This window comes from Peptostreptococcus russellii, from assembly GCF_900110295.1.
GTDB lineage: Bacteria > Bacillota > Clostridia > Peptostreptococcales > Peptostreptococcaceae > Peptostreptococcus > Peptostreptococcus russellii_A.
In genome coordinates, this window is sequence record NZ_FODF01000007.1 from 24,915 (window position 1) to 48,910 (window position 23,996).

Below are 23,996 nucleotides of genomic sequence, written 5' to 3' on the forward strand. Positions count from 1 at the left end.
AAATCTATATAAATTTTATATTATTTCTTATTTTCTTCAAGAATCATATCATATATTAAAGATATATCGTAGAAATTGTCATTTACTTCATAGTTGTTTCTAACAAAAACTCTTCCATATTTTCCCATCTCTGCTCTTTTATCTTCATCGTCTATTAGCATAGACATTGCCAACACAAGCTCTTCAACAGATGCAGGGCTTACTACTAGACCACTTTTACCAGTTTCTATGGATTCCTTATGACCTCCAACATCAGTTATTATCACTGGTGTTTCACAGGCTTCAGACTCAATAGCAGCCACACCAAATCCTTCTCTTAAAGATGGAAATACAGAAAACTCGAAGCTATTGAACTCTTTACATATGTCCTCTGGTTGAACTCTTCCTAAAAATTCAACTGAATCTTCAATTCCTAAGTCTTTAACTTGAGCTTTTAGATTTTCTTCGTCTTTACCACTTCCACCTATCACAAGCTTTAGTTTTCTTCCTCTTACTTCTCCGTCATACATTTCTAGAATATCTTTAAAAGCACTTATTAAATAAGTTATACCATATTTTTTTTCTAGACTTTTTATTATTCCTATTCTATAGTATTCATCTTTTTCCACTTCCATAGGATGAAATCTTTCCATGTCTACACCGAAAAATGTTACATATACCTTTTTCTTAGTATACAAATTAGCTTCTCTAGCCATATCTACACTATTTGAAAAAATATAATCAGCCTTTCTGAAGTTGTGCTTAATTATACTTTTCTGTATAAATCCATTTCTCGGAAAATCATATATATCTGTTCCCCAAACCGAAACTACATATGGATGGTATCCCAAAAGACTACCTATAAATCCATATGAACTCGCATACTGCGCGTGAAGAATATCTGGCTTTAATTCATGTACAAGCTCCTTTATCTTTTTTATATTACTTAAATAGCTTGTTTTTTTATAAATTTTTTCATTTCTTACTTCATTTACATTAGTTTGGAAATTGTGTACTGTTACTCCATCAATTTCTCCCCCATTTAAACTTATACAATGTATCTCATAATCTCTCTTTAAAAAATAATCACACCATTTTTTAACATGTGGATTAGATGCATCTGCAAGATAACAAATTCTTTTCTTCATTTTTTTCCCTTTCTATAACAAAGTTTATATCATTATTTACTATTTTTATGATAATTGTTCTTTAATATCAGAAATACAAGAGTTATTCCTATAATAAATGAAATTATAAAACCTAGTATACTTACATATTTTATCATTTTGCTCCATTTTATATTATCTGACGCCATTATTAGAGAAGAACCTACTATACAAGCAGCAAGCATAATACTCATAGATACTTGTGTTGTAAAGTTTTTTATATTTTCTTCTAGCTTAGGAGATTTCATTTCACCTATATCCATTTTCAAATTGTTCTTTTCAAGTATTCCCAATATAGTCTTTATTTGACCTGGTACTGTAACCATGTCGTAATAGTATTCGTCCACATCAGACTTTAGTCTTTCCATATTTCTTTTTATATTCATCTTATCTTCCCTATAATATCTCATATAGGATCTAGCTATTGTTTCAACACTAAAGTTTTTATATAAACCTCTAGAAGTTCCCTCTAAAGTTATAACTGTTTTTCCTAAAAGTACTAATTGAGATGGAAGTGTTATTTTATGACTTCTCATAAATCTAAATGCTTCATTTAAAACTTCTGCAATACTTAATTTATCAAATGGTATATCATAATAATAATGTATAAGGTATAGAAGATCTCTTCTTAGAACTTCATTATTAGATTCATTTGGCATTGCATTCATGTCTGTAAGTATTCTTATAATTTTATCAATATTTTTATTTGTTGATGCAATAATCATCTGATTCAAGTGTTTTAGTGTTTTTTCATCTATTATTCCTATCATTCCAAAATCTATAAATGCAAGTTTGTTTATTCCATTGCTGGACTCAACTATAAATATATTTCCTGGATGTGGATCTGCATGAAAAAATCCACAAGTCATTACCTGTCTGAAAAATGATCTTACACCTATATCTACGATTCTCTTTTTTTCATCATCACTTATTTGATGATTCTCTATATCTGATAGACATATACCATTAACTTTATCCATTACCAATATCTTTTCAGTTGTATAGTCATTGTAAATTTTAGGTATAAATACATCTTTGCTGTTTTTAAATATTTTTCTCAGCTTTATTCCATTAATAGCTTCAAATTTATAATCTAACTCCCTTAAAAGCTGTACTTCTAATTCAGAAATCATTTCTTTAACGTCAATATTCCATTCTTTATTAAAATAGTCAAGATTTTCAGCAAGTCTTTTTAATATTGAAATATCAGCTTTTATAGTATTTTCTATTTCTGGACGTTGTATTTTTACAACTACTTCTTTACCATCTAAAAAAGTTGCATCATATACTTGACCGATTGAAGCTGCTGCTATAGGTTCTGAACTCACATAGCTAAAGACTTCATCTATATTGCAGGCAAGTTCCCTTTCAAGTATGTCCATTGCAATCTTATTATCTATTGGTATAACATCATCTCTCAGCTTGGACAATTCTGATATTATTTCATCGTCAAATAAATCTTTTCTTGTACTCAAAATCTGACCTATCTTTATATATGTAGGTCCCAATTCTTCAAAGGCGCATCTTATTCTCTGACCTGTTGTCATTACTTTTACATCCCCCTTAGGTGACTTTGTACTTATCTTTGAGGCAACAGAATCTTTATTTAGTTTTTCTATTACATATCCGAAACCGTATTTTATTAATACTCCTGCTATTTCTTTATATCTTCCAATGTATTTATAACTTATTCTCATAGATCTATTCACCCTTTTCAATTTAAAGTAATGACATAATAGTCAGACTTATATAAGTGTAAAAGGCTACTAACACAAAATATATTGTAGTAACCTGTAGCCTTTTTACCTATATCAATCCAATATTATTTTCCTTCAGATAGAAGCTTTGCCTGTATCATTATTGCACATTCTGTTCTCTTTCTTTGCATTTCACAACCAAGTTCATATGGCTTTCTTATATCGCCATTAAAGTTGATTGCATTTGCATGACAACCGCCTGAGCAGTAGAACTTATTCCAGCAAGTCTTGCATTCTTCTTTATTATAGACATGAGCATTTCTAAACATTTCTCTCATATCTTCTGGTATTTCAATCTTTTCATCATTTAAGTTAGCCATTATAAATTCTTCTTTACCAACAAACTGATGACATGGATATATATCTCCATTTGGAGTTATTGATATATATTCATTACCAGCACCACATCCTGTTATTCTCTTAATAACACATGGTCCCTGATTTAAGTCTATCATAAAGTGGAAGAATTTAAGTTTTTCACCCTTTAACTGTCTTTCTGCAAGTTCTGCAGCATAATTTTCATATTCTTCAAATATCTTAGGAAGATCTTCTTCTCTAAGAGCAAATGGATTTGACTCATCATCTACTACTGGTTCTACTGAAGTAAGCTCAAAACCTAGATCAGCAAAGTGATTTATATCCTTTGAAAAGTCAAGATTATTTCTTGTAAATGTTCCTCTTACATAATAATACTTATCCTTTGGTCTTTGAGATACTAACTTTTGGAATTTAGGAACTATTACATCATAGCTTCCCTTGTCATTTACTGTTAGTCTCATATTATCATTTATTTCTTTTCTACCATCAAGAGAAAGAACTACATTATGCATATGTTCGTTTATAAAATCTATTTTTTCATCATCTAAAAGAACACCATTAGTTGTAATTGTAAATCTCATATTCTTTCCTGCTGGCTTTTCTATTTCTCTACCATATTTAACTAATTCTTTGACAACTTCCCAGTTCATAAGAGGTTCTCCACCAAAGAAGTCCACATCTAGATTTCTTCTATTACCACTGTTGGCAACAAGAAAATCCATGGCCTTCTTACCAATTTCAAGTGGCATAAGTTCAGCATTGCCACCGAAATCTCCCTGCTTAGCAAAACAGTATTTACACTTTAAGTTGCAATCATGTGCTACATTAAGACATAGTGCCTTTATAACTGGTTCTCTATTTACAAAGCTTGGATGAAACTCATACTCATCTTCTGTGTATAATAAACCTTCCTTAACTAACTCTTCTATTTCCTTATATGACTCTTCAACTTTTTTTCTATCAAATTCATTAGATAATAGTTCTACTATTTCTTCTAAATTCTTATCTTCATAAAAGTCTAAAACTCTATAAGTCACATCATCAACAACATGAACAGCTCCACCATTTACATCTATTACTATATTGTATCCGTTCATATTGTACTTATGTATCATCTTCAAAACAAATTCCTCCCTTTTAACCCTATAATGTCAAATTATATTATATCACATTTATATGTACATTGTGAACTTATGTCTAATGTAGTAAATTACATAATTAAATTAAAATTCTCTCTACTTTATAGACATTAAAATTTCAATATTAGAGCTATTTCTGAGTCATCTTTTTCTTATTTTTTATATGTTTAATCGTATTTTTGTGTTATAATGATACATATGTATTAATGGAGGTGAATAATTTTGAAGCTATTCAAAAAAACTATGGTGACTCTTTTAGCGTTAACTATGTCAGCTACAATGGTTGCATGTGGCCCTAAAAAGAAGACTTCAACGAAAAATGACACTCAGAAAATTGAATATATAACAGAGATAACAAAGGATAATGTAGAAGAGGTGGTAATTGAATACAAGGAAATTCTTTCATACTACAATGAACTGAAGAATAACCTTAAAACAATTGACGATGTAAGTAAGAATCCAGATCTTGAAAGAGATGCTGTATCAGCTAAGGACTCTATAAAGAATGGCAAGACTCTTCTTAAAAATACACAAACACTTTACAAACCTCTTGTAGAGGCAAAGTCCCTGTTGTTGAAAATGTATGATATATCTCTTGAACTTGCAGATACTGTTGTAACTGACCCTAATACTTATCAGGAAAAGTTAAAAGAATATGACAAGTTATTTAACAAATTCAAGGATATGATGGATAAGATACGTTCTGATATTAAGGAAGTAAGAGGTAAGGCTCCTACAGACGATAAGAACGCTCCAAAGGATGATAAAGAATCTAGTGACAAGGACAAAGATAATAAGAATGATAGGGATAATTCAGATATAAATTCTCTTGATGACGAAAAGAATTCTAACAAGAAGAATGATTCTAGTTCATCTGATAAGGGTAACAATAGCGGAAATTCTGATAGAGATAATAACTCAGGAAATTCTTCTAGTTCAAGTTCTTCTGGAAACTCAGGTGGATCAAGCAGTTCTTCTGGATCAAACAGTTCTTCTGGTGGATCTTCTGGAGGCTCAGGTGGATCAAGCAGTTCTTCTGGTGGATCAAGTAGTTCTTCTGGAAATGACGAATTTGTTCCATCAGTATCAAGTCTTAACAACAATTTAAGAAGTGAAATTAGAAGTGCTGGATACAACTCAGGTGCAAGTTACAAGCAGAGTGGTGGAAATTCTTCTAACCTTGATCAGGTAGCTGCACAGATGTTTAATGACTTGGAGGGAGATAATCCAATTCAGTCAAATCAGATATCTGAAGCAAGAGCAATATTCGTAAGTGCATTTAAGCAAGCATATAATAGTAAATAAATAAATTTAAGCCATTGCAAAAGCAATGGCTTTTTTTATTTTCTTTTTTCATTAATTAATTTCTATTACTTTCAAAAGCTAAATTATTTTCATACATAGTCAACTTCTATACTCTCTTTACAAATCTCATTTAGCTTTAGTTACTTTCTATTTCCTATTATTTTACAAAAAAAAAGAGACTCTGGCGAAGTCTCTTTTTCCGACCTTCTCAGATTTCCGCTGATTCTGATATTTTCAAAATCTATACTTTAAACTGTTTCAAGTCTTTTGAGTGATTATGGTAGTTTTTTGTAAACAAAACCTATCTGCTTTTTTGTTTCATCCATTTAGGATCTTTTATTAATTAAATACCTTTTTAAGGTCTTGATTTCTGCATTCTAAATCGTCATTATTTGTAGCTTCCATTACTATTGAATATCTGTCTCCATCTACAAAGAATACTATAACTTTTTTATCGCTAAAATTGTACTCTCTATACTTGTCCATTTCCTTATTGCATACTTCACGCAACTTTTCAATATCATTGTCTTCAGTATTTATTACGTACTTTGCGTCAGCCTTGGCAAGAAGATTAATTATATTTTTTTCTTCTCCAGCTTCGTATATTCCATATCTATTTACTACTCTATCTAACTGTTCATCAGCTAATTTAACATTAATTGGATTTCCTGAATCATTTCTAGCTATTCTTCCATAAACGTCCTGATGATGAACTGGATAAAGCTCTTCAGGATTAACATCCATTATCTTATCAAAATGAACATACTGTTTGTTGTTTACATAACCTTCATTTTTAATTTCAACAAAACCTGGAATATCTCCAATACAGAAGTTCTCTATTGAATCCTTGTTATATCTGCTTGTAAAAGGCAATATTTTTATGATATCGTTTTCTTCATCCTTGTCTAATACTATAGCATAATCTAATGCATATGTCTCCTTATCTGCATCGTCTAAAGTGAAAAAATTGTATCTAACTATATCTCCTATCATCTGTTACGCCTCCTATAATTTTAAATAAGCTCTATATTAATTGTGAAATCACTTTCCAATTCAATAGTAACATATTTATTTCTTTTTGTCCATGATTTTTAAGCTATTTAATTGGATATAATATATATTATATCTATTTTTATTATATATAGTATATCATATTTATATAAAAACTCTATATTTACATCATATATCTTCTATTAGTATTTTATTTTGTCCAAGATGGACTATCTTTGACCATCTATTATTAGTCCCTCACCAGGATTGATTTTACTATAATTTTATTTTCAATATTAAATAATTATTTCTGCAGATGTATAAAAAAAGTTTTTATTTTTTATTTTTAAAAATCTATTTATTTCGTTTTTTTATGTTTTATAGTTATTTTCTATTTATCATATTTTTTATTTAATTTTATTAATATTTGTCTTTCACACTAAAAAAGACCGTCTGTTGAGATGACGGCCCTTTTTAGGTATATTAAAATTTTATATTATATATCTTTTAAACTTTCTACTATCTATTTGATATAAACTTTTCCATATATTCTTCTATTTCCTCTGCTGTACTCAAGCTTAATACTTCATTAGCAAGAGCCTTCATATCAGCTTCACTTACTGAAGTTACTAATTTTCTAGCTCTTAGTATTGATATTGGAGACATTGAGAACTCATCAAGACCAAATCCTAAAAGAATAGGTATCATCTTCTGATCTCCTGCTGATTCTCCACACATTCCAACCCACTTACCTTCTGCATGAGCGTTCTTTATTACAAGATTTATTAATCTAAGAACTGCAGGGTTAAACTGATTATATAGATAGCTTATCTTCTGATTCATTCTATCTACAGCACAAGTGTACTGAATAAGGTCATTTGTACCTATTGAGAAGAAATCAACATGCTTAGCAAGTATATCTGAGATTACTGCTGCTGATGGAACTTCTATCATCATACCGATTTCTACATCCTTAGAATACTCAATACCTTCATTAGATAGTTCCTTCTTTACTTCATTACAAATTTCCTTTGCCTTTAAAAGTTCTTCTAATGAAGAAATCATTGGGAACATTATTCTAAGCTTACCGTGTACTGAAGCTCTATAAAGTGCTCTTAGCTGTGTCTTAAATATTTCAGTCTTATCAAGACAAAGTCTTATAGCTCTATATCCTAAGAATGGATTCATTTCCTTTTCCATTTCAAAGTAGCTAAGCTTCTTATCTCCACCTATATCTAAAGTTCTTATTACTACTGGTTTACCTTCCATACCTTCTAATACAGCCTTGTAAGCTTCATACTGTGTATCTTCTTCAGGGAACTTGTCGCTATTCATATAAAGGAATTCTGTTCTATAAAGTCCTACTCCTTCAGCATCATTTTTTATTAAACCTTCTATATCGTTTGGTGTACCAATATTTCCAGCAAGTTCAACATGCTTTCCATCAGTAGTTACTGACTTCTTACCCTTTAAAAGTTCAAGTTCTTTCTTTTCTTCTTCAAAAAGTCTCTTCTTTTCTGTATATTCATCTATTAAAGACTGTTCTGGATTTACAAATACTTCGCCAGTATCTCCATCAAAGATTACCATATCGTTATCCTTTATTGTCTTTGTTGCATCACTTAATCCTACTATAGCTGCTATTTCAAGAGTTCTTGACATTATAGCTGTATGAGATGTTCTTCCACCTATATCTGTTAAAAATCCTAAAACCTTTGACTTATCCATTGTTGCTGTGTCAGATGGAGTAAGGTCGTGGGCTACTAGTACAACTTCATCCTTCAATGAAGATAAGTCTATTACCTTTATTCCAAGAATATGTCTTAATACTCTCCCAGTTACGTCCTTTACATCTGCTGCTCTTTCCTTCATATATGCATTGTCCATACCTTCAAAAATAGCTACAAACATATCTTTTACTTCATTTAGAGCGTATTCAGCATTAACTGCTTCATTTTTTATCTTGTTTTCAGCTTCACCTATAAATTCAGGATCTTCTAAAACCAATAGATGTGCACCAAATATTTCAGATTCTTCTTCTCCTACTTCCTTGGCAACTTTTTCCTTAACTGCAGTTAGTTCTTCCTTTGATACTTCTACTGCATCATTTAATTTCTTTACTTCAGCCTCTACATCTGTAACTGCTCTTTTTTCTATTACTATTTCATTTTCTTCAACAACCAAAGCCTTGCCTATTGCAATCCCTGGTGATGCTCCTATGCCTTTCATCATCTTAATCTTCCTCCAAACTTTTCATATACTTCATATACTACAGAAGTTAAGATTCTTCCTTCTGCTTTACATTTACCATAATCTATTCATATATTAGTTGTGTAATACACATACCATGAAATCATTTTCTTTATTTGAAACTGAAAGCCTCTACTTAGTTACAAAAAATGTTAAGGGCAAAAGCCCTTAACATCTTGCCATTTTAACCTTTATATTACTTTTCGCCGAAACCATCTTCAACTAGCTTAACCATTGTGTCAAGAGCTAGTTCTTCATCTTCACCGTTAGTTTCTATTTCAATTGTAGTTCCCTTTGATAAACCTAACTTCATTATACCCATTATTGACTTAGCGTTTACCTTTTCACCATCATGTATAAGTTCAACAGATGACTTAAACTTTGATGCCTCTCTTACAAACATACTAGCTGGTCTTGCATGAAGACCTGTTTCATTGATAATTGTTACTTCCTTTTTCATAAAAAAACCTCCATTGTATACTCATTAATTTAACCTTGTTAATTATATAATCGACCCTCATGGTCAGATTACGTCCCTATTTAAATATAAAAATAAAAACCAATTATATTTTACAACATTTACAGAGAAAATACCATATTAATTTTAACTTTTAATCAAAGTCTGTTAATTTTAAACTTTTTTCTATTATTTCATCAACTTTTTTCATTAAATACTCTTTTTCACTTGTATTTGTTTGATTTAATATATCTTTTCCTGTATTTTCAAGCATTTTATAATTTTCATCTATAAAAATATATGTTTCTAGAAGTCTATATGGGTAATATTCATATACAGAATTGCCCATTTTCTTTAAAAAAGCCTGCATATAAGTTTCATAAATACTAGAATTTAAAATAGCTAGAAGATATGGGTAAGAGATTAAATCCTTAAATTCATCTTTTATAGTGAAGAAATATATATCTGCACTAAAAAAGGAGTTATCTTTATCTAGAGCAAATCTATTATTTTTACTCTTAAAAGGATATATTATCTTTTCCTGTTCGAAAATCTTTTCCTGTCTTCCCCACTGTAAATGATACCAGCGTCTGATTCCACGAACTACCTCTCTTCTACTTTCTAGTTTATTCCTATAATTTAGAAGATGTATCCTTAATTCTCCCTCATCAAGTTCCTTAATGGAGTCTGTATACAAGAGAACTTTTTTACTTTCTTCTATATTATAACTTTTTATGTTTTTTGACTTGATCCATTTTTTACATAGATGACAATCAATCTTTTTTATAAGGTCAGAATCTGTATCTGTAATAAAAGCCTTATCACAACCTGTTATTACACCTTGGTAGCTATCTACAATATCTCCCAGCTTATATCTTACCTTATCTTTAATTGAATCCATTATTACTTTTTCTTTTTTAGTAATAACAGCCCATGATGTATCGTCTTTAAATAAAACTCCATCATTATTTATATTAGTACCCGATAAAAGATGTTCTAAATCCTCTTTATTATGAATTATTTTAATCTTTACATCTTTTTTGTGTGAATTATCTTTTGAAGCTGTATTCTTTCTAAAAGTTATTATACACGGAGATATCCCTATATGTTTTGAAAATACATCACAATTTCTAAAATCTAATATACTGATTATCTCCGTGTTATTTTCTAAAAATTTTCTTACATATAAAGCTGACTGTGATTCAAGAAAGTATCTTGGAACTATATATGAACATATTCCACCTTCTTTTAAATAATCTATAGCTCTCTTAAAAAAACAATAATATATATCAGACTTATTAATATATACCTCTCCATAGCACTTTCTCAAAGCTTTGGAATAGTCTGCATCAATACTTTTATGTCCAACATATGGGGGATTTCCTATTATATAGTCAAACATCCCCTCTTTTATTTTTTTATTTTGAGGAAATAATGCATCGTCAATAAATATGTTTTTGTTGATTGATGCAAAGTTTTCATATTTATTTCTAATGTATTTTTTTAAAATGTTAGCGGAACCTTTATCTTTTTCAATGGCATATAAACTTTTGCTAAAGATATCCAATACTTCAGACTTATTGCTTTCCTTTTCTACAAAGTAGTTGATTACTTCGCTAAAAAAAAGTCCACAACCTGAAGCAATATCTAGAATTTTAATCTCTTTTGAAATAGCTGTATCTTTAAATAGCTCTTCCACCATCAACTTTACAATTGATTCTGGAGTATAATATATACCGTCTTTTTTGCATTTCAAATTATCTAAAGCATCTCTATATTCCCTTGAAGCACTATAAAGATTCACATCCATTCTCCTCTCAAATTATCGATAATTAACTCTATCTTTTATAATTTTATCTCTATTAGAGTCAATATAATTTAAAATACCATCGCTTATTCCATCTGCTATTTCCTGTCTTGTTTCTTCATCTTGAAGCCTTTCTCCATCTGCCTCATTAGAAATAAATCCACACTGCACTATTACAGAAGGCATATCTGTATAAAGAAGCATATCAAAATTTTTGCTACTGATTCCCCTATCCTTGAAATCTACAAAGGACAATGTTGTAGATTGAATAGACTGGGCTAAATCTTTAGACAACATAGTTCTTGCTTTTTGTTTTTCTAGCTTCTTTTTCTTAATTTCTTCCTCTTTTTTTAATCTTTTTTCTTTTTCAGATTCACTTTCTTTTTTATCAATATCTTTTTCTGAAAGTTTCTCTGAATCTGATTCTTCTTCGCTGTCTTTTTTAAGCTTTATGCTGGCTTTTTCCTCATCTGCAATATTTTTTGTTGAAAGCAGGCTAGAATAATAAGTATCCATCCCCTGTGCCTCATTTGATTTTCCCTGTGCATTTAATCTTATTGATACCAATGCATCTGCATTGTGTTTTTTAAGGGCCGCAACCCTTTCTTTGGTATCTACATTATCGTCATACTCTCTGGTAAGCCAAACCTTAACATCTTCATGCCTATCTAAATTAGCCTTTATTCTCTTAGCTATATCTAAATTTATATCTTTCTCTTTCATGCTTCCGTCAGGTGTAGCTAAACCTTCATTAATACCACCTTTAGCTGGGTCTATTGCTATATTAATAATCCTTTGCTTTTCTCTATCAATCTCTTCTTGAGATTTAACAGCAGGCTCAGGCTCTTTTTTTGAAGCTACATATCCTTTTATACCTAAAAAAACTCTAGAAAGAAGAAATATAAATAAAACAAATATAAAGACAACTAGAAATAACCTTTTTTTATTTATTTTCCCTTTTCTATTTATTTTTTTCATAAGCTCTCCTCAACTAATCTATGTTGAAAAATTCTTTTAGAACCTGCACTACTCCATAGTCATTATTAGAAGGTGCGCTAAATCTACATATCTGCTTAACCTCATCTATAGCATTATCCATAGCATAACTATAATATGCAGAGTTTAACATATCAAAATCATTCATCTGATCTCCAAATGCCATTGTTTCCTTATCAGTTATATTAAGCATCTTCTGTATCTTCTTTATACTAGTTCCTTTACTTGAATTCTTTGGAATAATATCCAACCATTCAAAACCTGAAGTACAAACTGTTGCAATATCTCCAAATTCTTCAACAAGTTTTTCAAAGTCACTATCATAACCGTCTTTTGAATAAACTGAAAACTTTACTGGAAGTTCTTCTATATTATCAAAGTTCTTTACGACCTTATGCTTAGGAAGAAATAGTTCAGCATTTTTTCTTGATTGTTCATCATTTAAGTCATCTATATATGAATATTCTTTTGTACAATAAATAACTTTCTTGTCATCCTTTAACGTCTTTATTCTTTTCAAAACTTTATCTCTAATATCTGAACTTAAATATTCTACATGTGCTATTTTTCCATCTATTTCTATTACAGATCCGTTTTCAGCTATAAATATCATATCATCTTGATATTTTTTAAACTGTTCTTTTATACTTGCTAGCTGTCTTCCACTAGCTGCACAAAACTGAACCCCTTTTTCTTTTAAAGCCTTGAAAACTTTCCCAAATTCAGGGCTCATTTCTTTATTATCATCTAAAAATGTTCCATCTAAATCTACAATTACTAACTTTACCATTAAGACCTCCCAAATACATTGTTATCATAGTTATTATATCACAGTATAGCACTTTCTACTAATATAATAGATTTTTATTTTATATAATAACTATAGTCTTATTTTTCCCTTATTTCATACAATTATTCAATTTTATCACTTAATTTCATTATTTTTTTCTTTAAGTTTTTTATATGTTTTTTTTAGTTATCAACTAAAAAACCATCACAAAACATTTTAAAATAATTTAAATTGTTTTTATAACTATTTATTAAAATTAATCAACATCTAATTTTATTTTCTCTCTTTACTACTGACAAAATATTTAATATAATAGTTAATGTGTAACTTAGAATGTAAAGAAGGTGATTTTTTGTCTGGTCTTAGAAAGTTCGTAATCTTTCTAGCGCTATTGGTAGTTGCAATACCGGCATGTTTTGCTACTGTTGTATACTCAAAATTGAAAACAATGCAAGTCGATGGTGACTTTGATATGCTTGCTTCAAATCAATATAAATATGATAATCAGATTGTAAATATATTATTGGTCGGAAGTGATGCACGTCCTGGAGAAACTGTATCAAGATCCGATTCAATGATGATACTTACAGTTGACAATAAACATAAGAAGCTTAAACTTACTTCACTTGGTAGAGATACTTTTGTAGATATACCAGGTCATGGTTTCCAAAAGCTTACTCATGCCTACGCATTTGGTAAAGAAAAGCTTCTAATTGAAACTATCGAAAAAAACTTTAAGCTCGATCTTCAAAACTATGCTAAAGTCGACTTTTTCTCATTTATTGATATCGTTGACGCAATTGGTGGTATAGATGTAACGCTTACTGAACCCGAGATTAATGAAATGAATAAGTTTATAAAGGAATGTTATAGTTGGGATCAAAAGAAAAACAAACCGCCTATGCAACTGTTAAAAAAACCTGGTGAGCAAAAACTTGCAGGGTATCAAGCATTAGCATTTGCTAGAATTAGACACAATGACGGTACAATGGAAAGAGATGATAGACAGAGACAGGTTATTGAGGCCATTATTAAAAAGGTAGACACTATGCCAGTGTCAAAATATCCAAAATTATTGGACTCAATATTACCGTATGTAAAAACAAATATGAATCCTGGACAGATTATGTCACTTGGTATGACTGTTTTAAATCTTGGAGATTTGCATTTAACTACTATGCAATTCCCACTACATCCTGAAAATGAAATTAGACTTCCAGAATCAGGTTATGTAATACCATTTGAACAATATGAAATTCCACTACTTCATGAATTCATATTTGATAATAAAAAACCTAGTCAACAGGATATAGAAGAAGCTACTAGAGCTTGGAAGGAAAAGGGGGAACAGTCTCAATATACTGATGACCCAGAATATATGAGTGCTCCATCTTATGAATAGTAAAGAAAAAAGTGTTGTAAACTTACAACACTTTTTATTTTTTATTAACTACTATTGACATTAAAGTTTTTCAATAGTATAATCAACCTCTAATATTTTAAAAATACTTTTTTATAACTATTATGCTGAAATTAATATTTATATTGTAAAATTGTATAAATAGACTCTGTTGTATTTTACAATGGATCAAATATGAAAGGATGAAAAATATGTCTAAATTGAAAAAGATAGTAATATTTTTATTTATACTTGTTATAGCTCTTCCAGTAGCAGCCTTTGGTATTACTTCTTCTTTTGTTGGAAATATGCATGATTCAAAGCTTAATACTGAATCTCTAAATGATTTATCATATGCCAATAAAGAAGGTATAAAAAATATACTTATAATGGGAAGTGATGCTAGACCAGGTGAAAAAACTTCTAGAACAGATTCTATGATGATTCTTACTATTGACAAGATTCATAAGGATATAAAGATAACATCTCTTGCTAGAGATACTTTTGTAGATATACCAGGTCACGGTTATTCAAAACTTACTCATGCCTACGCATATGGTAAGGAAGATCTACTTATAAAAACAATTGAAAAAAACTTTGGAATAGATATAAACGACTTTGTTCTTATTAACTTTGAATCATTTATAGCCATAATCGATTCATTGGGTGGAGTAACTGTCGATGTTACTCAAAACGAAATAAATGAACTAAATAAATTTATTCCGGAAACATATAAGTGGAGCACTAACAAGGACAAGGGCGAAATGAAGCTTATAGAACATCCAGGAGAGCAGAAATTAAACGGATACCAGGCTCTTTCATTTGCTAGAATAAGACACAATGACAGTGCCTTTGGAAGAGATAATAGACAGCGTATGATTGTTGCCAGTGTAATGAAGGAAATAAAGAACACTCCAAAAATAAAATATCCATTCCTGCTAAAGGCTGCATCACCATATATCAAGACTAATATGACTACTCTTGATATACTAAAGAGTGCTTTAAATGTAGCATTTATCGGAACTGACAATATTAAGCAGATGGAATTCCCTATTGTAGATCCTCCAGGATATTCTACTGGTGGTATACTAGGAAGACATGGTTGGGTTCTTAGATTTGAAGATTCTACTGTAGAAGATTTAAAGAACTTCATTTTCAACGATATAGAGTTTAAACCTGGAATTGGAAAATAAGTTCCCTAAAAATATTAATATCAAAAATTAAAAATTTAAACCGGCTCTTTTTATTTGAAATGTACTAACAAATTGGAGTCGGTTTTTTATTGATAGTACATAGATAATGTTTACTTATTTATTATTTACTGTTATAAAATATTACACTATTTATTAGCAATATATAGTATAATATTCTTGTATTTGAGAATTTAATTTCTATTCCAATACTATATTTGAAAGGTGGAAAGTATGAAAATGAAACTACTTTTGATTGTAAAAATTGTTTTTTTGACCTTTATTTCTATAATACTTATTTTAGAAGGGATGATAATTTATGGATCTAGAAATAACTTCTCTCCAGATGCAGAATATATTATGGTTCTTGGGGCAAAGCTACATGGTTCAAAACCCTCTAGATCGCTTTTAAACAGGATGAACACTGCTCTAGTATATATGAAGCGCTACCCTAATATGAAGCTTATAGCAACTGGAGGACAGGGTTCAGATGAGCTTATCCCAGAAGCTCTTGCTATTAAAAACTTTTTTTTAGAAAAAGGTATCTCTCCAGATAGAATATTACTTGAAGATAAATCAGAGAATACCTTTGAAAATATGAAATTTGCTAGAGAGCTTATTGACAAAAAAGGTCCTGTGAAAGTTAATATAGTCAGCAATAACTATCATATTCTAAGGGCAAAAATGCTAGCAGAAAGAAATAATTTTCAAGCATATGGAGTACCTGCCAAAACTCCTAAAACTGTTTTGCTAAAGTCTTATTTTAGAGAAGCTCTTGCTCTAGTAAAATCTTATTTTTTAGATCGATAGTTATATGGTAAAATTGGAAAATTAATATATAAAAGTATGAAATAAAGTTTTCTACATAAAAAAGAGACAGGTAATTACCTGTCTCCTTTTTAATTTATATAAAGCTTAAATATTTTATAATATATTTCTCTCTTCTGCACTAACAAGCGCCTTCTTAACTACCTTAGAAAGGCCAACTAGACCAATTACGTTTGGTATTACCATTATACCATTAAACATATCTGCTAATTGCCATACAAGCTCAACATGAAGAGCTGTACCAAGTATTATAAATAATAATACGATTATTCTAAATGGATTAAGAGCTTTTGGTCCAAATAGGTATTTGATATTTGCTTCAGCAAAGAAGTACCAACCTATTATAGTTGAGAATGCAAAGAAAAGAAGAGCTATTGCTACGAAAACTATACCGAAATGACCGAATCCCATTTCAAAGGCTTTCTGAGTAGCTTCTATTCCTGTTGCACCAGATAAATTTGCACCTGTAGCAATTATTACTAAGGCTGTTATTGTTAAAACTACAAATGTATCTATAAATACACCTACTATTGCAACAAGACCCTGCTGAGTAGGATCGTCAACTTTAGCTACTGCATGTGCATGTGGAGTTGAACCCATACCAGCTTCATTTGAGAATAATCCTCTTGCAACACCATATCTAACAGCATCTTTCATTGCAACACCTGCTGCACCACCAAGAACTGCTGAAGGATCAAAGGCACCTACAAATATTTGCTTAAATGCTACTCCAGTTTCCTTGCCCATTATTACAAGTATTATTATACCACCTACGATATAAAATGCAGCCATGATAGGAACTAGTTTTTCTGTAAAAGAAGCTATTCTTCCTATACCACCTATAAATATAAATCCAGCTAGAAAAGCTAGAACTACACCTACTATTAGTGGATTGATATTAAAAGCTGACTTAAATGCAACACCAATTGAGTTTGCCTGAACCATATTACCTATGAAACCTAAGGCTATAATAATTGATACCGCAAATAAAGATGATAAAAATTTACTGTGCATACCATATCTTAAATAGTAAGCTGGACCACCTGTAACTTGACCATCTACTTCTTTCTTGTAAGTCTGTGCCAATACTGCTTCTGCAAATATTGTAGACATACCAAAGAAAGCACTGATCCACATCCAGAATATTGCTCCTGGACCACCTGAAACAATAGCTGTAGCTGCACCTGCAAGGTTACCTGTACCTACCTGTGCTGCTATAGCTGTAGCAAGAGATTGGAAAGACGACATACCATCTTTACCTGCTTTTTCACCCTTTAAAGTGAAACCTCCAAAAGCTTGCTTAAATGCCTTACCAAACTTTCTTATTTGTATACCTCTTAAATTAATAGTAAAGAAGATTCCGCAACCTACGAGCATAACAATAAGAATTTTTCCCCATAAAATATCATTTATGGCCTGAACAATTGTTAGTAATTGATCATTCATGTAAAACACCCCCAAAGTATTTATAATATATATATATTAATCGGATGTCGGAAATCCGAAAAATATCTTTATTATTACCTGGGGGTGACTACTTCTTGGCTATTAATTACTCATTACACCACCAAGTAAATTGTATATCATATTATAAGTGTTAGTATTTATTTGACCACCAACCTTATAAACTAAACTTGCACTTCTTGGCTCTAATACATTTTTCTGGTATTGAGAAACACTATTTCCAGCTAATATTACTGGAGAATCTGTTCTCTGAGCCAATGCACTTACTGTAATAGCATCTATCGGTGCACTACTTCTAGCTATAAAAGCTTTCTGTGTAAATTTCTTATTGTAAAGTTTTTCAATTACGGCTGTATTTGTTTCAACTCTATCTGTACCTGAAATTCGGCTTACTTTTGTATCCGGCTTTGCAAGAGAAGAAATTTCGTTCACAAGAGAATCTGATATAGTATCAGAACCACCTATTACATATATATTTTTTAAATTATTCGACTTAATCCATTCCTTATTATTATCACTGATACTATCTTTATCTGTAATAATTATAGGATTTCTTTCACTTCCCGCCTTAGGAGCTACTGAAAGAACATCTGCCATTGCATTTTCACTTGCAATATAAGCTGTATCTACAGATGTATTTTTTTCAATAATCTGTGCTATATTTGTAGAAATCTCCTGAGGATTTTCAGCGAATATTTTTTCTACTGTTATTCCAGGAATAGCATTTGTTATTTTATCTATGTCATTTTGATTTATTGTATCTTCATTACCTATTAATGTAATCTTCTTTATATTAAGTCTTTTCATTTCATTTATTGTAGCATCACTTATACTACTTGGATATTTAAGTAAAATTGGTGCATTAAGACTTGAAGCTAAAGGACTTGCTACAACTCCTGATATAGTGTCTTTCCCATTTACAAGAATTGCTTCTGAAGCTTCATTTTCCCAACCTTTTTTACTTATTTCAATAGCTGTATCAGCTCTATCTCTTCCCATAAGAACATTTTGATAAGGAAGTCTTCCTCCATCTGGTAAAGCAACACCAGTATTAGAAGAATCAAGATATAATGACTTCAAATCATTATAAACTTGTGGTTGATTGACTATATCCTTTGCTGAGAAGAATATACTTCCCTTTATTTCTGGATATCTTCTGTTTAGAAGAATCTGTTGTTTTATTTCTTTTGCAACATTTTCTCCACCATAGTCACTTTGTCCATGTTTATATATTCCTTGACCTATATAAAGTTTTACATTTGTTCCCTTTACTTGATCTGACCACCACTTAACCAAAGTTGCATAATCTGCCTTAGGGTGACCTATTCTCCAATAAACCTGTGGAACTACATAGTCTACCAAACCATTTTTGATCCAGTATCTAGTATCTGCATACTGCTTAATATAAGATTCACCACCTGAAGTTTTGGAACCATTTGGATCATTGTATGAATTTCTCCATATACCAGCAGGACTTACACCAAACTCAACATTAGGTTTAATTGAATGAACCTTATCTCTTACTCTTTTAATCATATTGTTTATATTTGATCTTCTCCAGTTGTCCTTATTTCCTGAACCATACTTTTTAAATGTAGCATCATCTGGAAAAGCTGGACCTGGATAGAAATAATCGTCAAAATGCACACCATCTACATCGTAATTCTGTACTACTTCTGCTACAGTATCCACTATGTAGTTTACAACCTCAGGCTTACCTGGATCGTAATACCATTTATTTTCATATTTTATTACCCAATCTGGGTGCTTGTTTATTGCATTACTTGATGCACTTGATGACTTGTCTGAATATACACTAGCTCTATATGGATTGAACCATGCATGTACTTTCATTCCTCTTTTATGAGACTCCTGTACAATAAAAGCTAAAGGGTCATATCCTGGATCCTTGCCTTGTGTTCCTGTAAGAAATCTCGACCATGGGTTAATTTTTGAACGATATATTGCATCGGACTCTGGTCTAACTTGAACCACAACAGTATTGATACCTGCTCCCTTTAGTTTATCCAAAAGAGCAATATACTCTTTCTTTTGTTTTTCAGCATTCCCATATGAAGACTTTGACGGCCAGTCTATATTATAAACTGTAGATATCCATGCCGCTCTCATCTCTGTTTCTGCTGCTTTCGAATCAGTAACACTAAATGCTGGAGATATTACCATTCCAAGCATTATAAGAACTGATGTAAAAATAGAAATAATCTTTTTCATCTTTATCCCTCCAAATTTTCTATTACATTAAGTTTACACAAGGGATGAATACAATTCAAGATTATATCAATAAATAGATTTCCAAAGACTTTAAAAAACTTTACTCATATCATCTGTATATAGTATTGTGTTTCAATTGTTTTTTTGTTGTTTGTCAATCTATATTTTAATATTATCATGTATTATAAATAAAAACAATGCTTTTTTTAAAATTTTAAAATTATCTTATTATTTTCTTTTTTAAATAAAAAACCATTTAGCTTTTTTAAAAATAAAATTTTAACATTATTTTTCTTTCCATCCCTTTATTTTATTAAAAAAAGGTGAGAAAATACCTCACCTTTTAAATTATGCCTATTCTATTATTCTTCTTGCTGTTGTATATCCACCTAAGTTCGATATTCTTACATAATCTCCAGGCTGTGGAGCATGTATATACTTACCATCTCCTATATATAGAGCAACATGATATACAGGATTTCCCCAGAAAATAAGATCTCCAGGTCTTAAATCAGATCTAGATACATATCTACCTACTGTAGCCTGATGCTTAGAAACTCTCGGTAAGTTTATTCCTGCACCATGTTTAAATGAGTATACCATAAGTCCTGAACAGTCAAATGACGAAGGACCAGTAGCACCCCATACATATGGACTTCCTAGCTTAGACTTTGCTACAGATATTACTGCATTAATTTTTTCTTGTCTAAGAGCTAGTATCGAATTCGAAGGAATCCAACCAGTAACTTTTCCGTCTCCAGTTCTTACCTTTGAATAGTTTCCGCTTTTATCTAAGACTTCTACTCCATTTCCCTTCATAAACTTTCCTATGATTTGAGAAGTGTTGTCAGGAGATACTCTAATCGAAATATCCATTAGAGCTATTGTAGTAGCAGCTTTTTCATCTAGAGAACCATCTGCATTAAACTTATATGTCTGATTTCCTATATATTTAATTGTGTTGTTATACATTGCACCATCAGAACCGAAATAGTAAAGCTTTCCATTTATCTTTCTCCACATATTTTCCGCTCTGTTAAATGTATTTAGGAAGTAATAAGTTTTATTTCCTTCCTTATACCAACCTCTAGTTCTTTTTCCATCTTCGTATTTATACCATGTTCCACCTTCATTTATAACACCAAACTTCTTATTGTTTTTAGCTTCAATCAGGTTCTTTTCTCCCTGATCATATATAGCTTTTTGTTCTTCTGGTATTATACCTACTGGTGTAGTCGTGTCATTAGGTATTAGATGACCTTCCTTATTGAACTGGTATACCTTGCCATCTATTGTCATCTTTTGGTCTCTTATCATTACTCCATCTTTATTAAAGTAATATTTGTGACCTTGTATCATTCTCCACATATTCTGAGGGAGCTGATAAGTATTCAATATATAATATTTTACACCTTTATAATCTACCCATCCCTTTTTTCTCTGTCCGTTTGAGTAGAAATACCATTTTCCATTTTCATTAGCAAATCCTTCAAAGGATTTAGCTGAAGTTTTAGCTGCATTATTTAGATCTTCTGTTTCTAATGTGCTTTCTTCAACTATATTGCCTTCTGGTTTAGTTTCTATAACTTCACCGTTTACACTGTTAACCTTGTTAGGAACATTATTTTCCTGACTTGATTCATCTACACTTATATTTTCACTAGATGTACTGTCATCTAACGTATTGTCATTCTGTATCGTTTCTGTAATACTTTCAGTCTGCTCTACTGTATCTGCTAGAGACATTCTCGTCCCCGCTCCCGATGTCATCATTAAGGCAACTAAGGCAACAGCTATTATTTTCTTATGACTGTTCTTTTTTAACTGCATCATTACCTCCCTCTATTACTACTTTTCATTTAACAAGTTTTATTTTATCACAAGAGTTTCTAATAATCAAGCAAAAAATTACATTTTGTAACTTTTTAACGTTTTCTTGTCATACTTTTTTATTATTTTGTAACTTTTATCAAATATTTTATATAATTTTTCTTTTTACATTCTTTATAATATTTGAACTAGTTTTCTTAAATTTATACTAAACAGTAAAATATCTTTGCCAAAAATATTCTATAAATCCAAAAAATATATGATTTTTTTCATATCCATTGATAATAAACTACTTATATTAATTTAACCTTGTTTGTAAAAAATCAAATTTCTATTATTTTGTATTTTTTTATCTATTTATAAATTCAACTTGCTTAGATATAAAACTATTATTAACAATTTGTAATTCTTTTCACATACTAAATTTTAAATAGAAAATAGGCTATTTTCTTGCAAGCCTATTCTTTTTAAGATTTTTTCTGTGTTTTAACTTAGATTTGAAATATTCTATTTCAAAATAAAAACACAACAAAAAAACCAATTTACTATTAATTAGATAAAATCCAATTATCTTTAGGTTAATTTGCCGTGTCTTAATCCTTAAATATTATTTACATCTTCTGGTCTTATATACGTGTTTACTAACTTTCTCATAAGTTGATCTGTTTCTTCTTCTCTTTCTTCAAAAGATGCTTCCTTTAACTTATCTAGCATAAAGAATATTTTATCCTTATCGAAAGTCTGAGGCTTTCCTATAAATATCTTCTCGTGTTCTGTATTTTTAAGACCTTCTTCTGCCATAAGAAGTTCTTCAAATAATTTTTCTCCAGGTCTTAATCCTGTATATTCTATCTTTATATCTTCATCTGGAACAAATCCACTTAATCTTATTATATTTCTTGCCAAGTCATCTATTTTGACTGGTTCACCCATGTCTAAAACAAATATTTCTCCACCCTTTGCCATAGCTCCTGCCTGCATTACAAGTGCTACAGCTTCTGGTATTGTCATAAAGTATCGTATTATATCCTTGTGAGTAACTGTTACAGGGCCTCCCATGGCTATTTGTTTCTTAAATAGAGGTATTACTGAACCAGAGCTGCCAAGTACATTTCCAAATCTTACAGCTACGAACTCTGTATTGCTAAGATCATTGTAAGTTTGTATTAGCATCTCAGCCATTCTTTTTGTAGCCCCCATTATATTTGTAGGATTTACTGCCTTATCACTTGAAATAAGAACAAATCTGCCTACATTGTGTTTATCTGCTGTTCTTATAACATTAAGTGTTCCAAAAACATTATTTTTTACTGCTTCAGTCTTGTTAAACTCCATCAAAGGAACATGTTTATGAGCTGCTGCATGATAAACAATCTCTGGTTTATATTTTTCAAATATAATATCAAGTCTCTTTTCTTCTCTTATAGTAGCTATTACTACATCTAAATCAAGACTATTTCCATACTTCATCTTTAGTTCTTGCTGTATAGCATAGGCATTGTTTTCAAAATTATCCAAAATAACAAGCTTTTTAGGATTATACTTTGATATTTGTCTACAAAGTTCTGAACCAATTGTCCCACCGCCACCTGTTACCATTATAACTTTTCCATTTATCTGTCTTTTGATGGCTTCTGTGTCTAGCTTCACTACATCTCTGCCTAGAAGGTCATCTATCTCTACGTCTCTGATAACCTTAAAATCAACCTTGCCATCAATTATCTCAGTCATAGCTGGTATAGTCCTTGTATAGCATCCTGTCGCCCTGCAGACATCTAATATTTCTTTCTTTCTTTTATTTGTTATATTGGCAATAGAGAAAATTATTTCATCTATTTTCTTTTCTATCACAACTTCTTTTATTTTGTCAGTATTAGCCAATACTTTATGGCCACATATATTCTTACCTATAATCTTTTCATTGTCATCTAGTATTGCTTCTACTCTTCTTTTTAATTTTTTTCTATTTTTATCTATTTCACTAATTACCATTTGACCGGCTTCACCAGCCCCGATAATCATAACTTTTATTTCCTTATAGTTACACATAGCTGACCTCACTTAATCTACATATTATAAAAGGCTCTGTAAGCTTGTCT

Annotated in this window: 17 protein-coding genes; 4 read left to right on the forward strand and 13 right to left on the reverse strand. The window is 30.6% G+C overall.

Annotated elements, in window-relative coordinates; genetic code table 11:
* Positions 1-20: 20 nt before the first annotated feature.
* The 3 genes from BMY82_RS05370 to scfB form a co-directional block, all read right to left on the reverse strand.
* Positions 21-1,127, reverse strand: a complete 1,107-nt coding sequence (locus BMY82_RS05370; protein ID WP_091975496.1) for a glycosyltransferase — start codon at positions 1,125-1,127, stop codon at positions 21-23.
* A gap of 32 nt (positions 1,128-1,159) precedes the next feature.
* Positions 1,160-2,842, reverse strand: a complete 1,683-nt coding sequence (locus BMY82_RS05375; protein ID WP_091975498.1) for an ABC1 kinase family protein — start codon at positions 2,840-2,842, stop codon at positions 1,160-1,162.
* Positions 2,843-2,967: 125 nt separating this feature from the next.
* Positions 2,968-4,341, reverse strand: a complete 1,374-nt coding sequence (gene scfB / locus BMY82_RS05380; RefSeq protein ID WP_091975500.1) for a thioether cross-link-forming SCIFF peptide maturase — start codon at positions 4,339-4,341, stop codon at positions 2,968-2,970.
* Between the two features lie 240 nt (positions 4,342-4,581).
* On the opposite strand from scfB, the gene BMY82_RS05385 reads away from it, so the two are divergent.
* Positions 4,582-5,664 carry a hypothetical protein gene (locus tag BMY82_RS05385; RefSeq protein WP_091975502.1) on the forward strand — a complete coding sequence of 361 codons (1,083 nt, stop codon included), beginning with the start codon at positions 4,582-4,584 and terminating at the stop codon, positions 5,662-5,664.
* Between the two features lie 339 nt (positions 5,665-6,003).
* Here BMY82_RS05385 and BMY82_RS05390 read toward each other — a convergent pair whose 3' ends face one another.
* The 6 genes from BMY82_RS05390 to BMY82_RS05415 all read right to left on the reverse strand — a co-directional run bounded on the left by BMY82_RS05390 (position 6,004) and on the right by BMY82_RS05415 (position 12,954).
* A complete protein-coding gene (locus tag BMY82_RS05390; RefSeq protein WP_091975504.1) occupies positions 6,004-6,657 on the reverse strand; it encodes a hypothetical protein in 654 nt (217 codons plus the stop codon).
* 516 nt (positions 6,658-7,173) lie between these two features.
* A complete protein-coding gene (ptsP, locus tag BMY82_RS05395) occupies positions 7,174-8,886 on the reverse strand; it encodes a phosphoenolpyruvate--protein phosphotransferase (RefSeq protein WP_091975506.1) in 1,713 nt (570 codons plus the stop codon).
* 214 nt (positions 8,887-9,100) lie between these two features.
* Complete coding sequence (locus BMY82_RS05400) at positions 9,101-9,364, reverse strand: HPr family phosphocarrier protein (protein ID WP_091975508.1); 264 nt, start codon at positions 9,362-9,364, stop codon at positions 9,101-9,103.
* Between the two features lie 151 nt (positions 9,365-9,515).
* Positions 9,516-11,165 (reverse strand): Eco57I restriction-modification methylase domain-containing protein, encoded by a 1,650-nt coding sequence (locus tag BMY82_RS05405; protein WP_180366744.1) that lies wholly within the window; start codon positions 11,163-11,165, stop codon positions 9,516-9,518.
* 18 nt (positions 11,166-11,183) lie between these two features.
* Entirely contained in the window at positions 11,184-12,146 is a 963-nt protein-coding gene (locus BMY82_RS05410) for an N-acetylmuramoyl-L-alanine amidase family protein (protein WP_091975512.1), read from the reverse strand.
* A gap of 13 nt (positions 12,147-12,159) precedes the next feature.
* Positions 12,160-12,954 (reverse strand): HAD family hydrolase, encoded by a 795-nt coding sequence (locus BMY82_RS05415; RefSeq protein WP_091975514.1) that lies wholly within the window; start codon positions 12,952-12,954, stop codon positions 12,160-12,162.
* A 352-nt stretch (positions 12,955-13,306) separates the two neighbouring features.
* Here BMY82_RS05415 and BMY82_RS05420 point away from each other — a divergent pair, with 352 nt between their 5' ends.
* From BMY82_RS05420 to BMY82_RS05430, 3 genes are all read left to right on the forward strand, one after another.
* Positions 13,307-14,356, forward strand: a complete 1,050-nt coding sequence (locus BMY82_RS05420; RefSeq protein ID WP_091975516.1) for an LCP family protein — start codon at positions 13,307-13,309, stop codon at positions 14,354-14,356.
* A 209-nt stretch (positions 14,357-14,565) separates the two neighbouring features.
* Entirely contained in the window at positions 14,566-15,546 is a 981-nt protein-coding gene (locus BMY82_RS05425; protein WP_091975518.1) for an LCP family protein, read from the forward strand.
* A gap of 231 nt (positions 15,547-15,777) precedes the next feature.
* Entirely contained in the window at positions 15,778-16,353 is a 576-nt protein-coding gene (locus tag BMY82_RS05430; protein ID WP_091975520.1) for a YdcF family protein, read from the forward strand.
* A 114-nt stretch (positions 16,354-16,467) separates the two neighbouring features.
* Here BMY82_RS05430 and BMY82_RS05435 read toward each other — a convergent pair whose 3' ends face one another.
* From BMY82_RS05435 to BMY82_RS05450, 4 genes are all read right to left on the reverse strand, one after another.
* Complete coding sequence (locus BMY82_RS05435; protein WP_091975522.1) at positions 16,468-17,817, reverse strand: alanine/glycine:cation symporter family protein; 1,350 nt, start codon at positions 17,815-17,817, stop codon at positions 16,468-16,470.
* A gap of 102 nt (positions 17,818-17,919) precedes the next feature.
* The gene (locus BMY82_RS05440) at positions 17,920-20,067 is read right to left on the reverse strand and encodes a family 10 glycosylhydrolase (RefSeq protein ID WP_091975524.1); all 2,148 of its coding nucleotides are present in this window, start codon (positions 20,065-20,067) and stop codon (positions 17,920-17,922) included.
* 354 nt (positions 20,068-20,421) lie between these two features.
* Positions 20,422-21,897: an NlpC/P60 family protein gene (locus tag BMY82_RS05445; RefSeq protein WP_091975526.1), complete on the reverse strand. Its 1,476-nt coding sequence runs from the start codon at positions 21,895-21,897 to the stop codon at positions 20,422-20,424.
* A gap of 600 nt (positions 21,898-22,497) precedes the next feature.
* Positions 22,498-23,946 (reverse strand): polysaccharide biosynthesis protein, encoded by a 1,449-nt coding sequence (locus BMY82_RS05450; RefSeq protein WP_091975528.1) that lies wholly within the window; start codon positions 23,944-23,946, stop codon positions 22,498-22,500.
* Between the last annotated feature and the right edge of the window lie 50 nt (positions 23,947-23,996).